Annotated in this window: 9 protein-coding genes; 6 read left to right on the forward strand and 3 right to left on the reverse strand. The window is 61.5% G+C overall.

Translation table 11 applies throughout. The annotated features are described in order from the left end of the window. Positions 1 to 32 precede the first annotated feature (32 nt). Positions 33 to 1751, forward strand: a complete 1719-nt coding sequence (locus PH603_RS16365; RefSeq protein ID WP_289503833.1) for a SulP family inorganic anion transporter — start codon at positions 33 to 35, stop codon at positions 1749 to 1751. Here the strand turns inward: PH603_RS16365 and PH603_RS16370 are convergent. Then, entirely contained in the window at positions 1741 to 3327 is a 1587-nt protein-coding gene (locus tag PH603_RS16370) for an MBL fold metallo-hydrolase RNA specificity domain-containing protein (RefSeq protein WP_289503834.1), read from the reverse strand. The genes PH603_RS16365 and PH603_RS16370 overlap by 11 nt on opposite strands. Positions 3328 to 3460: 133 nt before the next feature. Here PH603_RS16370 and PH603_RS16375 point away from each other — a divergent pair, with 133 nt between their 5' ends. Further along, positions 3461 to 4999 (forward strand): Na/Pi cotransporter family protein, encoded by a 1539-nt coding sequence (locus tag PH603_RS16375; RefSeq protein WP_289503835.1) that lies wholly within the window; start codon positions 3461 to 3463, stop codon positions 4997 to 4999. A gap of 70 nt (positions 5000 to 5069) precedes the next feature. Further along, positions 5070 to 5912: an isopenicillin N synthase family dioxygenase gene (locus PH603_RS16380; RefSeq protein WP_289503836.1), complete on the forward strand. Its 843-nt coding sequence runs from the start codon at positions 5070 to 5072 to the stop codon at positions 5910 to 5912. Between the two features lie 46 nt (positions 5913 to 5958). Here PH603_RS16380 and PH603_RS16385 read toward each other — a convergent pair whose 3' ends face one another. After that, positions 5959 to 7941 (reverse strand): alpha/beta hydrolase family protein, encoded by a 1983-nt coding sequence (locus PH603_RS16385; RefSeq protein ID WP_289503837.1) that lies wholly within the window; start codon positions 7939 to 7941, stop codon positions 5959 to 5961. Between the two features lie 256 nt (positions 7942 to 8197). On the opposite strand from PH603_RS16385, the gene PH603_RS16390 reads away from it, so the two are divergent. From PH603_RS16390 to PH603_RS16400, 3 genes are read left to right on the forward strand one after another with little or no spacing between them, the layout of a single operon-like run. Next, positions 8198 to 10291 (forward strand): TonB-dependent siderophore receptor, encoded by a 2094-nt coding sequence (locus PH603_RS16390; protein ID WP_289503838.1) that lies wholly within the window; start codon positions 8198 to 8200, stop codon positions 10289 to 10291. A 19-nt stretch (positions 10292 to 10310) separates the two neighbouring features. After that, on the forward strand, positions 10311 to 10880 hold the full coding sequence (locus tag PH603_RS16395) for a hypothetical protein (protein WP_289503839.1): 570 nt from the start codon (positions 10311 to 10313) through the stop codon (positions 10878 to 10880). Continuing rightward, entirely contained in the window at positions 10877 to 12364 is a 1488-nt protein-coding gene (locus PH603_RS16400) for a PepSY-associated TM helix domain-containing protein (protein WP_289503840.1), read from the forward strand. Before PH603_RS16395 ends, PH603_RS16400 begins: the two co-directional genes overlap by 4 nt. Here PH603_RS16400 and PH603_RS16405 read toward each other — a convergent pair. After that, positions 12348 to 14279 carry an ATP-binding protein gene (locus tag PH603_RS16405; protein ID WP_289503841.1) on the reverse strand — a complete coding sequence of 644 codons (1932 nt, stop codon included), beginning with the start codon at positions 14277 to 14279 and terminating at the stop codon, positions 12348 to 12350. The genes PH603_RS16400 and PH603_RS16405 overlap by 17 nt on opposite strands. Positions 14280 to 14316: the final 37 nt, after the last annotated feature.

The raw sequence follows: 14316 nt of genomic DNA on the forward strand, positions 1-14316 counted from the left end.
CCCTTCTTCCTTGAAAGACACCGAGTGACCCCATGCACCGCCACCTGCCCAAAGTAACCTTCGCCGACCTTTTTACCCCGAAGCTCGTGACCGTGCTGAGGGAAAGCTACGGGCGCGGTCACCTGCGGTCCGACCTCGTCGCCGGGCTCACCGTCGCCATCGTGGCACTTCCCCTTTCCATCGCCATCGCCATTGCTTCGGGCGTCTCGCCGGAGCGCGGGCTTTATGCCGCCATCTTCGGTGGCTTCTTCGTCTCGGCGCTTGGTGGCAGTCGCTTCCAGATCGGAGGGCCGGCCGGTGCCTTCATCGTGCTGGTGGCCGCGACCGCGACCCGGCACGGAATCGACGGGCTTTTGACCGCCACCTTCATGGCGGGACTGATGCTGATGGCCGGGGGCTTGCTGCGCCTCGGCAGTTATATCAAGTTCATTCCCTATCCGGTGACGGTGGGCTTCACCGGCGGCATTGCCGTGACCATCATGGCAAGCCAGATCAAGGATTTCCTTGGCCTGACATTGGCGGAGCCGGAGCCCGGCGCGCTTGCCGAAAAGCTGCCGGTGCTGGCAGCCGCCCTGCCGACCCTCAGCCCCGCCGCGTTCCTCATCGCCCTCATCGCGCTTCTGACCATCGTCGGCCTCAAAAAGCTGCGCCCGCACTGGCCGGGGATGCTGATCGCGGTGATCGTCGCAACGCTCATCGCCCTCGCCCTGCCGTGGCCGGTGGAGACGATCAACAGCCGCTTCGGCGGGCTGCCAACCGGCATCCCGATGCCGATGCTGCCGGACCTTTCGCCCGCGCGTGTGATGACCATGCTGCCCGATGCCACCGCCTTCGCGCTGCTCGGCGCCATCGAGTCGCTGCTCTCGGCAGTCGTCGCGGACGGGATGACCGGACGGCGGCACCGGTCGAACTGCGAACTGGTGGCACAGGGGGCGGCCAATATTGCGTCGTCCGTCATGGGCGGGCTTGTGGTTACCGGCACCATCGCACGGACAGCCACCAACGTTCGGGCCGGCGCGCATGGCCCCATCGCCGGCATGCTCCATAGCCTGTTCGTCCTCGGCTTCATGCTGATCGCAGCACCGCTTGCCGGCTATATCCCGCTCGCCGCGCTTTCGGGTGTGCTTGTCTTCGTCGCCTGGAACATGGCCGAGCGCCACGCCATCTTCACCCTCATCCGCGGGCAGAAGGGCGAGGCGCTTGTGCTTCTCGTCACCTTCGGGCTCACCATCTTCCGTGACCTCACCGAAGCCATCGTCGTCGGCTTCGCACTCGGCGCGCTTCTTTTCATCCACCGCATGTCGGAAAGCGTCGCCATCGAAACAGAAATGGCCCTCGTCCCCGAAGACCTGCCGGATAATCCCGATGGCACCCGCACGCCCTATGACGAGCATGAAGCCGCCGACCCCGATATCGTGATCTATCACATCACCGGCGCCTTCTTCTTCGGCGCGGCTGCCACTGTCGGCGCCGTACTGGATCGCATATCTGACGGTTACAAGGTACTGGTGCTGGATTTCAAAAGCGTGCCGCTTCTCGATTCCACCGGTGCCAACACGATTGCGGGGCTTGCAGCGAAGCTTGAACGCACCGGCACGCGGCTGATTATTGCGGGTGCAGCCCCCGCCCTTCGCCACGCACTTCTGGTGCACGGGGTGCGCCCGCCTGCCGTGAAATATACCCCTTCCGTAGACACCGGCGTCGCCATTGCCCGCCGCTGGCTTGCAGGAAAGCCTGACGCTAGGGCTTGAGGCCCGCTGCCAGCCGGTCGAGTATCTTGGCGCGCGCGTCGTCGTCCGGTGCGGCTTCAAGCTCCTGACGCAGCCTGATCGAAAGATCGGCAAAGCGATTGTGCCAGTCATCACCAAGGGCGGCACTTGCCGGCAGGCGGTGATGATCCCCGGCACACGCCGGGCAGCTGCCATCCAGCACATATTCGTCGTCAATCGCCGGCACCACGATCCGCTCGGGCGCGATGCCAAGGGCCAAGGCATCAGCCTTCAGGGCGGCCAGCGGTTCGGGCTCCCCGTGGGTGAGGAAAAGCCCCGCATTGATCGGCAGCCGGGCCTTGATCCAGTCGGCAAGCTCGGCGCCATCAGCATGCGCCGAATACCAATCCACCGGCTGGATATGCGCCCGCACCCGGATATCCTCGCCCTGGATTTTCACCATCTTCGCCCCGTCCATCAGGATGCGGCCAAGCGTGCCCGGCGCCTGGTAGCCGACCATCAGCACGGTGGTTTCCGACCGCCACAGGAAATGCTTCAGATGGTGGCGGATGCGCCCGGCTTCGCACATGCCGCTCGCCGCGATGATGATGGCACCACCGCTGTAGCGATCGATCGACCGGCTTTCGTGCACGGTCTCGGTGAAGTGGAAGGCGGGATGATTGAAATCGTCGGCGCCGTGGTCAAGATCATGCAGATGACCGGCGTGGCGACTGAAGACCTCGGTCGCGCGGATCGCCAGCGGGCTATCGAGGAAGACAGGCACCTGCCGCACCCGGCCACTGCTGATAAGCGCCGCGAGGTCCGCCAGCAGTTCCTGCGTGCGCTCCACCGCGAAGGCAGGGATCAGCAGCACGCCGCCCCGCCCGATGGCGTCTTCCACGACCGCAGCCAGTTTGGTGCGGCGCTCCTCTAGCCCCAGCCGTTCGCGCACCTTGCCGCCATAGGTCGATTCGCTGATCACATAATCGACGCCTGCCGGTGCGTCCGGGTCCGGGTGGAAAAGCTTGTTATCGGGGCCGATATCGCCCGAGAAGACGATCCGCACCTTCTCGTCCCGGCCTTCGCGGGTAAGGATTTCAACCTCCAGCGACGCCGAGCCGAGAATATGCCCGGCATTCCAGAAGCGCACCCGGATGCCCGGCGCAGGCTCGATCCAGTGCTCGTAAGGCACGCTGCGAATGCGCGACAGGGCATGTTCGCCGTCTTCGGCCGTATAGATGGGCTCCACCGGGTCCAGCCCGCGCTGGCGATTGCGGCGATTAAGGAACTCGACTTCCATTTCCTGGATATAGCCGCTGTCCGGCAGCATGTAGGCGAGGAGATCACGGGTCGCCCCGGTCGCCTGCACAAAGCCCCGGAAGCCCTTTTTGATGAGGCGCGGGATGAGGCCCGAATGATCGATATGCGCGTGGGTCAGCAGCACGAAATCAAGCGAGGCCGGATCGAACGGGAAGTCGCCATAGTTCAACTGCTTCAGGGTTTTCGTGCCCTGGAACATGCCGCAATCGACAAGGAAATTCACATCCCCCGCGGTTACAAGATAACAGGAGCCGGTCACTGTGCCGGCGGCACCACAGAAGCGGATACGCGGTTTCATCGATTTCTTCCCCGAAGTCGAACCTTCAACATGAAACCAGCCTAGCGGGCCACGCACATACGGCATTTGATTTCGATCAAGATGGCGGCATGATCGGCATGGCAATCACGCGGCAGGAACCTGGTGTGAACAGATGACGCTTGTATCCATTGGCCAACTGATCGGCGGGCTCGGCCTGTTTCTTCTCGCGCTGTCGATGATGACAAGCGGGCTCGAACTTGCCATGGGCGGACGGCTGAAGACCGTGCTCGCCGCCAGCCTGCGGCCTGCATGGAAAGCACTGTTCGCAGGCTTTGCCGCCACGGCGCTTGTGCAGTCCTCGTCTGCTGTTTCGGTCGTCACGCTTGGCTTTGTGAACGCCGGGCTTGTCACGCTTGCCGATGCTTTCCCGATCATGCTCGGCAGCAATGTCGGCACCACCGTCACCGGCTGGATCGTCGCCGCGCTCGGCTTCAAGGTCGATATCCATATGATCGCCCTGCCGATGATCGGCTTCGGCATGCTGTGGCGCATGGTGCGAACGGGCCGAGCCTCCGCCGGGATCGGCACAGCGGTTGCAGGCTTCGGGCTTTTCTTTCTGGGCCTTGATGCGCTGAAGGCAGGCTTCGATGCGCAGGCCGGCTTCTTTTCACTGAGCCTTGTCGAAGAATACGGCGAACGCGGCATCCTCATCGGGCTCGTGGCCGGTACATTCGTCACGATCCTCGCCCAGTCATCCAGCGCCACCATCGCGCTGGTGCTGACAGCTGCCGAAAGCGGGCTCATCGCCGTACCGACCGCCGCAGCCATGGTCGTCGGCGCCAATATCGGCACGTCGACCACCGCCCTCATCGCCAGCATTGGTGCCACCCCCGGCGCCCGGCGCACCGCACTGGCCCAGTTTTTCTTCAATCTGGCGACGGGGCTTCTGGCCGCGCTCCTCCTGATGCTGTTCCTGCCCTTCTGGGGGAACCGGCAGGTGGCGCACCCGGCCATCGCACTTGCCATTTTCGACACGCTTTTCAACATCGGTGGCGTCGCACTTGTCTGGCCTATCCGCCACCGGCTGACCAACTGGCTGGACCGCTGGTACAAAAGTGCCGCCGAGGACCGTCGCCGCCCCCAGCATATCGACCGCAGCCTGATTGCCACGCCGTCGCTTGCCGTTGTGGCCCTTCAGCATGAAGCCCGGCGGCTGATCGATTTCACAGTCCCCATCATCACCCGCCGCTTGCCGCCCTATGACCCGACAACAGACCTGACGCCGCACAGCGCCGATGTTGATATCCTCGCCGGCCACATTTTCGATTATGCCGCCCGGCTCGGGCAAACGGACATGAGCGCCGACAGCCAGCAGATGCTGCTTGATAGCGTGCATGCGACCCAGGATGCGCTGGAAGCCGCCACGCTTCTCAAGGGCTCTCCGCGCCTTGAAGGTTTCGGGCAGGCCGCGCCGCTTGCCCTTTTTGCCGACGCAATCCGGGCGGCCCTTGCCACTGGGCAGAATGGCGAAGCGCTTGAAGCAAGCTATCAGGCACTGCGGCGGACCCTGATCGACGCGATGATCAGCGGCCATGCCCCGCAGGATGCGGCAAGCGACGCGCTCGAACTCGTGGGTGACCTCTATCATGCCACAGGCCGGGTGCTGAAAGCCCGGGCGCTGACAGCGGATGCGGTGGCGGAGGCTCCATGAATCCGCTTCCCCCCCTTCGCCCCATCGGATAAAACACCGGCCAAAGAGCCGAATGACAAGGACCAGACATATGCCGACCCTTACCGCCGTGGATTTCACCGCCCCCGATGCCGCCCGCGAGTTTGCAAGCTCGCTGCGCGAAACCGGCTTCGGCGTGCTGAAGAACCATCCGATCGACAAGGCGCTTGTCAGCCGCATCTATGAGACCTGGGAAAACTGGTTCAAGACCGGCGACAAAACGGGCTTCGACTTCAGCCGCGACACGCAGGACGGCTTCTTCCCGGCCAGCATCTCGGAAAAGGCGCAGGGCTATGATGTGAAAGACATCAAGGAATATTTCCATTTCTACCCGTGGGGCCGCATCCCGGAAGACCTCCGCGCCGATGTGGAAGCCTATTATGCAGGCGCCAACAAACTCGCTGCCACGCTACTGTCGTGGGTCGAGGCCAACACGCCCGCCGATATCGCGAAGAATTACCGCGTGCCGCTGTCCTCGATGATCGCCGACAGCCAGAAAACGCTTCTGCGCATCCTCCATTATCCGCCGATGACCGGGTCGGAAGAGCCGGGTGCGGTGCGCGCTGCCGCCCACACCGATATCAATCTCCTGACCATCCTGCCCGCCGCCAACGAGCCCGGCCTGCAGGTACAGGCGAAGGACGGCAGCTGGATCGATGTGCCCTGCGAGTTCGGCACGCTGGTCGTCAACATCGGTGACATGCTGCAGGAAGCCTCGGGGCATTATTATCCCTCGACCAAGCACCGGGTGATCAACCCGACCGGCGAGCGCAGCGAAAAATCCCGCATCTCGATGCCCCTCTTCCTGCACCCGCGCCCCGATGTGGTGCTGTCGGACCGCTACACCGCCGACAGCTACCTGAAGGAGCGCCTGCGCGAACTGGGCGTGCTTTAAAAGCATATGCAAAAGGCGCCGAGGTCATCTCCCGGCGCCTTTTCTTTCAGTTCTTCAGATACTTGCCGATCATTTTTTCAGTTTCCCGCAAGAGCAGGGTCCTGCTTTTGGCCAGTACGATATTGTGGCCTTCATCCTCAAGCTCGATGAAGGTTGGCTTGTGCTTCTTTTTTTCAAGAGCAGCCACCATCTTCTGTGAATGCTTGATCGGCACCTGATAATCGTCGGTGCCGTGCAGGATCACCAGCGGGATCGTCAGCTCTTCGGCCCGGTGGATCGGGTTGTGGTCCTTGAACACGGACCGGCCGGTCTTGCCGAGGATACGGGTGCCAAAGTCCTTGCCGCTGCGGTCCTTCAGTGTCGAGTACCATTCTTTCAGGTCCGTCACCGGCGAAACGGCAAGGGCACATTTGAACATGTCGCCATAACGGATGGCCCCCATCAGCGCAGCGTAGCCGCCATATGAGCCCCCCATGATGCAAACACGCGAAGGATCGACCTTGCCCTGCTTCACAAGGTGGGAAACGCCGTCCGCGAGATCGTCGATCATGGCCCCGCCCCACTCGCCATAACCCTTTTGTTCAAAGGCACGGCCAAAGCCGTCACTACCCCGGAAATTGGGTTGCAACACCATCACGCCGCGGCTGGCAATGAACTGCGCCCAATAATCATACTGGAAGTTATCCTTCACCCACGGCCCGCCATGCGGCATCACCACCAGCGGCATTGGGCCTTCTGTCTTTTCCTTCGGCTCGGTGACATAGGCGGGAATGGCAAGGCCGTCCCGCGCCTGATATGAAATGGCGCTGACCTCCGACAGGTAATCGGGGTTGAGCGAGGCATTCACGAGGCCGAACTGGTCCAGATCTTTCGTCTGAGTGTCGTATCGGTAGTAGCCACCGGCATTCCGGGCGCTTTGGGCAAATACCATGAAGTGGCTGCCGTTGGGCGTTATCTGGACAATTCGGTTGTCCATATCCGGCAGCGCCTTGTCGAGCCCGCGGCTCTTGCTTTCGAAATCAGGGTTGAAATAGGCTTTTTCCAGCCGTTCACCGTTCGTATAGGCCGCCAGCATCTGATAGTTTCTGCCGCTGATCAACCAGCCGGCATCATATTTCGGATGCTCGAAAATGACCTCGCCAAGTGCGCCTGTCGCCAGATCAAAAGCATATATCTTATCGCGGTCAGTACCCGCCTTGGTGGCCCGGACACGGGCGATGGCGGGATTGTCCGGATCATATCCCATGAAGGCAAAACGTTCGATGTCGCCAACACCATCGGTTGGAAGCTCATGCCACGCACCCGAGGCTGTCGTGCGTGCGACCATATAGAATTTCTGCTTGTACCAGCCCATTCCGAAGCGAACGTTGCCGCGGCCATCCGGATACCAGTCGTCGATATAGCGGTAGCCATCAGAGACTTTCTCTGCGACCCCCGTATAGATATCGAGCTTGAAGATATCCGGCCATTCCCGACCGTTCTCGCTGTAGGTGACGAGAATGTTGTTAGGGTCGTCCGACAACGTGCTGAGGATCGTATCGACCGTATAGGTTTTGGAGCTTTTATAATCTGTCTTCAGAATCGATTCCGCGCTCCGGCCATCATGCTGGGCGGCATTGATTCCCCGGTGGGCGATCATGTTCCAGTTGCGATCATAGCTCCAGGCTTGCCCGACAATCAGCACGCGATTGTCGTTGCCCCAAAGGGCCGCCATGAACTGGTTCTTGGGCAGGAGTGTTGTGTAATACTGGCGTTTGTCGTTCGGATCGATCGGCACCACCGAGATACGGAACCGCGTATTTTCCGGCGTCACCATCAACAGAAACTTGCCATCGGGTGACAGATGCACGCGTTCCAGTTCACTGTCGCGCGCAAAAACGTGGGCAGGGATATCTGCCGCTCTATCATATGAAGGATAGGAATGCGCAGGGAGCACCGCAGGGTCTTCGCCAAAAGCGGGCACGTTGAAACCGGCAAGCGACACGACAAGGCTGACAAGGCCCCAACGGGACGAGAAAATTTGGCGCATAAATGAATTCCATCTAACCAATAGCAGAACGCAAACATTAGTTGAATTTTGCCCCTCCTCAACCGAATGTTCGCCTCCCCGAAAAATATCTTCCGACCGCGCCGCCCATCTGACGCATGGTTGCATTTTCTTATTTGCGAATGATTATCAGAATCGTTGACAATGTGTTAGCGCTCGCCTAGGAGAGGAGCCAATGCGTTGCGGCCACCCAGTCGGCTGACGACGCTCCCCGAATAAAAGACAAGGCTCAGAACCCATGAAATTTTCGCTGAAAGCACTTTTGATGACCGGCACGGCGCTCGCCGCCGCCTTCCCCTCCACCGCAATGGCCAATGAAGCCGGCGACGATGTGGAAACCATCCTTGTGGTGGCGGCGCGCGAAAGCCGCACCTCGAAAGGCGCCACCAACCTGCCGCTCGACCTGATGGAGACCCCGCAATCGGTGACCGTGATCGGCCGTGATTTCATGGAACGCTTCGGGCTGAAGGACGTCAACAAGCTTCTCAACCTTACGACCGGCGTGAATGTCGAGGAAGTCGAGACAGACCGGACCTATTACAACGCCCGCGGCTTCGACATCAAAAGCATGCAGGTGGATGGCATCGGCCTGCCCTTCAACTGGAACGTGGTCGGTGCGCTTGATACCGTCATCTACGAACGCGTTGAGGTGATCCGCGGCGCCAATGGCCTCCTCACCGGCACCGGCAATCCGTCGGGCACCATCAACTATGTGCGCAAGCGCCCGACCAACGACTTCCAGGCTTACGGCGAGGCGTCCTTTGGCTCGTGGGACCGCAAGCGGCTTGAGGTTGACGTATCCGGCCCGCTGACCGAGAGCGGCTCGTGGGCCGGTCGTTTTGTCGGCGCCGTCGAATCGGGTGACAGCTACCTGAACCTTTATGAAAACGACCGCACGGTCTTTTACGGCGTGATCGACGGCCAGCTTGGCGACAATGCCACGGTCACCTTCGGCTTCACCCAGCAGGACAACAAGTCGGACGGTGTGCTGTGGGGTGCGCTCCCCATGCTGGACGCGAGCGGCAAGCAGACCGAATTCGACGTGTCGTCCTCGACCTCGATGAACTGGACCTTCTGGAACACCAAGTCGAAAACGGCCTTTGCCGAACTGACCTACCTGCTGCCGGCAGGCTGGGAAGCCAAGGCCGTTGTCACCTGGAACCAGTATGACGAGCCGTCGGAGCTCTTCTACACCTATTCCTCGCCGGCTTATGACAGCGAAACCGGGCTCGGCCTTTATGGCTATCCGGGCAAATATTTCGCGGGGTCGGAGCGTTGGCTTCTGGACGCTACCCTGACCGGCGACCTGCAGATCGGCGGCCGCGCGCACGAGATGGTGTTCGGTATCAATGCCGCGCATTCGGACAGCATCTATGATCAGGAAGACGCCCCCTTCACGGATCCTGCATGGGGCGCACTGCCTTCCTTCCCCGGCTGGAGCGGGAACGAAATCGGCCGCCCGGACTTTGCCAACGAGACCCGTCAGGGCGACTGGACCGACAAGGTCGCCCGCTTCTACGGCGCCGGCAACTTCCATCTCAGCGATAGCCTCAGCCTGATCGCCGGCTTCAACGCCATCCATGTGAAAACAGAAGGCGTGAGCTTCGACGAGCCGATGGACCGCGAGGAAGACAAGATCAGCCCCTATGTGGGCGTCACCTGGTCGGTTCTTGAAAACGTGAACCTCTATGCCAGCTACAGCGATATCTACGAGGCGCAGTCGGAAACGGACGCTTTCCTGAAGCCGCTTGGTGCGGCTGTCGGCAAAAGCTATGAGGCCGGCGTGAAGGCGGAATGGTTCGACAAACGGCTCTATACCTCGTTCGCTATCTTCAAGGCGGATCAGGACAATTTCGCCGAATGGGTTGGCTATAACGACGATGGCATCGGCTATTACAAGGGCATCGATATCCGCTCGAAGGGCTTCGAGATCGAGGCCGCCGGCCGCATCTCCGAAGACTGGACCATTCAGGCCGGCTACACCGATTTCAGCCTGAAGGACCCGGACGGAAACCAGAGCCGCACCTTCATCCCGCGCAAGACCTTCAACCTCGGCACCAGCCTTGAAGTGCCGATGATCGAGGGTCTGAGCCTTGGCGGCACCCTGAAGTGGCAGGAGGCCATGCATCTGGAAGCAGCCGGCGGCACCATCCGCCAGAAAGCCTTCACGCTGATCTCGCTGACCGCCGCCTATGACGTGACCGAGAATGTCGAGATCGGCTTCAATGTCGATAACCTGACGGACGAGAAATATCTGACGAGCCTTTACTGGGATCAGGCCTTCTATGGCGCCCCCCGCAACGTGATGGCCCGCCTGAAAGTTCGTTACTGATCACCGGAGCGGCAGTGATATGAGCCTGACAACCATCCTCCCCATCGCTGCCGCCCTTGGCCTTTCTGCCGGTGGGCTTGTGCTCGCCCACCGTGCCTGGGCCGCCCGTCGCCGTGCGGCGGCGGGTGTCGCCGGCGCCATCGCCCTCTGGGCCGCCTCGACCGCCATCTGGGCCGAAACCTTCGGGGCCGAGATCGGCATCGCGCTGGCGCTTGAAACCGGTGCGCTTGTTGCCTTCGCCGGCATCCTCATGCGCGCCGAGCGCCGCCCGGACCGCGACCGCAAGGAACGCGTCCTGACCCCGCCGCCGGCAGAGCCGGGCGCACGCTGGCGCGGGCTTGCCCGCTTCATGGTCAGCGGGCCGCTCGCATTCGCGGCTGCCATGGCCGTATCCGTGCTGATGGCAACATCGGCCCCCACCGATCCGCAGACACGGCTGGTGATCGCCGGCCTCAGCGTACCGACGCTCTGGGCGATCCTCATGCTTTACAGCATGGCCGAGAAGCGTATGCTTCGCAGTAGCATGTACATGAGTATCATTATCGCCGGCGTCACCGCCTATTCCCTGCTGCCGAAGGACCCGACATGAAGATGCAGAATCCGATCACGCCCGTTCTTTCGAAGGCCATGCTCGACGCGCATTCGGCGATCGGGGTCTTTTTCGGTGCCGTCCTCTATCTTGTCTGCTTCTCGGGCACGCTCGCTGTCATGGTTGCCGAATTCAGCCTGTGGGAAGATCCGTCGGGGCCATTCCAGTCGAGCTACAGCCCGGCCCAGCATGAACGGCTGATGGAAAATGCCTATGCTGCCGCCAAGGCCGAAGGCTTCGATCACGCCATCTATGTGGTGGGGCCAAGTGCCGAGGAACCGCGCATCACGGTCACCGGCTATACCGATCTTGGCGACTATAAACAGTGGCAGGCCGATGCCGAGGGCAACCTGTTGCCGATGGCAAACACCGGCTGGTCCGAATTCATGCGCATCCACCATTATCAGCTCAGCATCCCGCGCCCCTTCGGCCTTTATGTCGTGGGGCTTGCGGGCGCCATCATGATCGCCAGCCTGTTTTCGGGCCTGATTGCGCACCGGCGTATCCTGAAGGACGCCTTCCGCCTGCGGATCGGCGGATCGGACCGGCTGACCAACGCCGATCTCCATAACCGTGTGGGCGTTTGGGCGCTGCCCTTCCACCTGATCGTGGCGCTGACCGGTTCGCTGCTTGGTCTTGCCAGCCTCTTCATCGGCATCGTTGGCTATGCCGCCTATGACGGGGACGAGGACAAGGTCTATGAAATCCTCTTCGGCACGCACCCCGAAGATGTGGAAACCGTGGCACCGCTGCCGGACGTGCGCGCCGTGCTTGCCTCGATCGAGAGCACCAAACCCGGCACCGAGATTGTGTGGATCGGCTATGACCATGTCGCCACCGCCGGCCAGATGGTGCATGTGGCAACGGCCGAGCCCGGCCACCTGTCGCGCGCCGAGATGTGGACCTTCGCACCGGACGGCACTTTCCACCACAAGGCGGGCTATACGGATGGCAGCGTCGGCATGCGCATCTATGGCATGCTTGCCCCCCTGCATTTCGGCACCTATGGCGGCCTGCCCCTGAAGCTGATCTATGTATTTCTCGGCAGCGGGCTGACGCTGATTGTGGCGACCGGGGTCAATATCTGGCTCGCCCGCAAGCGCACGCAGGGCTACCGCAAGCCGCGGCTTGAACGCGCGTGGACCGTCCTTGTATGGGGGCAGATTCCGGCCTTTGTCCTTGCAGCACTGACCGAACTTCTGGACGTGGCACCGGCCCTGCCGGTTTATTGGGCGATAACAATCCTGCCGCTGGCGCTTGCCTATACGAAGATCGAGGTATCCACACTCGCGACCGGCGCCCGGCTTATGGGCGGCATCCTGCTGGTCACGCTTGCTGTGCTGCACGGGTTGATCTGGCGCGAGCATGCCCTAATTGATTCAGTGGTCATCGATATCGCACTCGCCACCCTTGGCGCCCTGCTGCTGTGGCGCAGCGTGCCGCGCACCAAGACGGCGGAACTCAGCCTCAAGGCCGCTGAGTAAGCACCCTCTCTATCTCATATCGAAGCTGGTCGGGCTCCACCGGCTTCGATATGAACCCGTCGATCCCGGCCTTGAAGAAGGCGTCGCGTTCCTCGGGCAAGACACCCGCCGTCAGCGCAACAATCGGCAACCGTGATTTGCGGTCAGCGCGCGACCGGACCAGGCGGGTCGCCTCGATCCCGCTGATATGCGGCATCTGGTTGTCCATCAGGATAAGGTCGAATTCCGCCTCGCCCTCGCGGTCCAGCGCAGCGACGGCCTCGCGCCCATCCTTTGCCAGCACCACTGTATGGCCCATGCGTTCCAGCATGCGGCTGATCAGCATCTGATTGAGCTTCATGTCTTCCGCAAGCAGGATATTGAGGCCCGTGAGGGGCTCGCCTTTATTGCCGGAAAGAAGGGTTACCTGCTCGCTGGCACGGCGCACAGGGATGCTGAACAGGAAGGCGCTGCCCTCCCCCACGCTGCTGATCACGCTGATTTCACCGCCCATCAGCCCGACAAGCTGTTTGCAGATTGCAAGGCCAAGCCCCGTGCCCTTCGCCCGCGTACCATCTTCCTGCGAGACCTGGCTGAAACGCTGGAACAGCTTCACCTGGTCTGCCTCGGAAATGCCGGGGCCATTGTCTTCCACCCGCACGCTGAGGATCGGCGCTTCACCGCCCACGAGCCGGGCGACCAGCTTGATCTGGCCTGTTTCGGTGAATTTGATGGCATTGCCGACGAGATTATTGATCACCTGCCGGATCCGTGCGGCATCGGCCTCGATCCACGCTTGGCAGTCGGGTGTGATATCCAGGATCAGCTCGTTGCGCTTTTCGGCCGCCACATGCCGCATCAGCATGTAGATTTCCTGGAACAGGCGCCCGAGGTGGAAGGGCGCCGGATGCAGGTCCATCTTGGCGGCCTCAAGCTTCGAGAAATCGAGAATATCGTTGATGATATCGAGAAGCGACCGGGCGGAACTGAGGGCTGCATCGATCAGTTCATGCCGCTCCGCCGGATCACGCGAGCTTTGCAACAGGCTGAGGCCTCCGATCACGCCGTTCATGGGCGTACGGATTTCGTGGCTCATGTTCGAAAGGAAGGCCGACTTGGCGGTGTTGGCACGCTGGGCCTCGGCCACCGCCGCGCGAAGGTCCTTCCTGCTGGCCTCCAGCTTGTCCGCTGATTCCCGGATCAGGGTGGCCAGCTGGCCGAACTCGTCTGTGCCCCGTACATCAAGATCAATGGAGCCAGCTTCACCCTCGCCGAGCTTGCGTGCAGCCTTCAAGAGCTGCCTCGCCCGTTTTTCCACTTTCCAGAACAAGAGCCCGCCGATGGCAACAGCGATGATCAGCAGGGTCACCGTCAGAATGGTGATCGGCCTTTCTGCCACCGACTGGAAATTGGCGCGGATTTCATCGGCACTCAGCACATAGACGATGCAAAGCTGGGTCATTTGCCCGCTCTCGACAAACCCGAGCCCGGCATAGCCGGTCAGATGCCCGCTTTTTTCGTTGCGGTCGCTGACCTGCTGCCCGGTGAGAAGCGCGCGTTTCACAAGCGCCGGGTCGGCCACAAAAGGCAATTCGCTCGCCGGGCGCCCCTCATAAGAGGAATTGCTGGCGTAGCGCACCTTCATGTCCTGATCGACAAGCGCCAGCCCGACAACACCCGGTTTGTTGGCAAGGATGAAAATATCCTGATTGAGGGCGAGCGAGTTACCTTGCGCGAGGAGCGAGTTATAGCGCCCCTGCATATCCTCAAGCCGCGAATAGAAGTCCTCTTCCGTCAGCTCGAAGGCCTTGTTCTCGGCCTCCGGCAGGGCGATACCGACAAAGACGCCGAACGCGACGAGCGCTGCGACCAGAAAGCCGAGCGGCACGAAATAGCGGATCGGCAGGTCATCGATCAAAGACCTGAAAATGCGCACATAGCCCCCTTTCCCGGAAAGGCCCCGGTGCCCCAAT

Origin of the sequence: Gimibacter soli (genome assembly GCF_028463845.1) — a bacterium.
In the GTDB taxonomy this organism is placed as follows: domain Bacteria; phylum Pseudomonadota; class Alphaproteobacteria; order Sphingomonadales; family Kordiimonadaceae; genus Gimibacter; species Gimibacter soli.

What these genes read in the sequence shown, in the direction of transcription:
- PH603_RS16375 (WP_289503835.1), top strand. Translation starts at nt 3,461, where the DNA reads ATGACGCTTGTATCCATTGGCCAACTGATCGGCGGGCTCGGCCTGTTT.
- PH603_RS16365 (WP_289503833.1), top strand. Translation starts at nt 33, where the DNA reads ATGCACCGCCACCTGCCCAAAGTAACCTTCGCCGACCTTTTTACCCCG.
- PH603_RS16380 (WP_289503836.1), top strand. Translation starts at nt 5,070, where the DNA reads ATGCCGACCCTTACCGCCGTGGATTTCACCGCCCCCGATGCCGCCCGC.
- PH603_RS16390 (WP_289503838.1), top strand. Translation starts at nt 8,198, where the DNA reads ATGAAATTTTCGCTGAAAGCACTTTTGATGACCGGCACGGCGCTCGCC.
- PH603_RS16385 (WP_289503837.1), bottom strand. Translation starts at nt 7,941, where the DNA reads ATGCGCCAAATTTTCTCGTCCCGTTGGGGCCTTGTCAGCCTTGTCGTG.
- PH603_RS16400 (WP_289503840.1), top strand. Translation starts at nt 10,877, where the DNA reads ATGAAGATGCAGAATCCGATCACGCCCGTTCTTTCGAAGGCCATGCTC.
- PH603_RS16395 (WP_289503839.1), top strand. Translation starts at nt 10,311, where the DNA reads ATGAGCCTGACAACCATCCTCCCCATCGCTGCCGCCCTTGGCCTTTCT.
- PH603_RS16370 (WP_289503834.1), bottom strand. Translation starts at nt 3,327, where the DNA reads ATGAAACCGCGTATCCGCTTCTGTGGTGCCGCCGGCACAGTGACCGGC.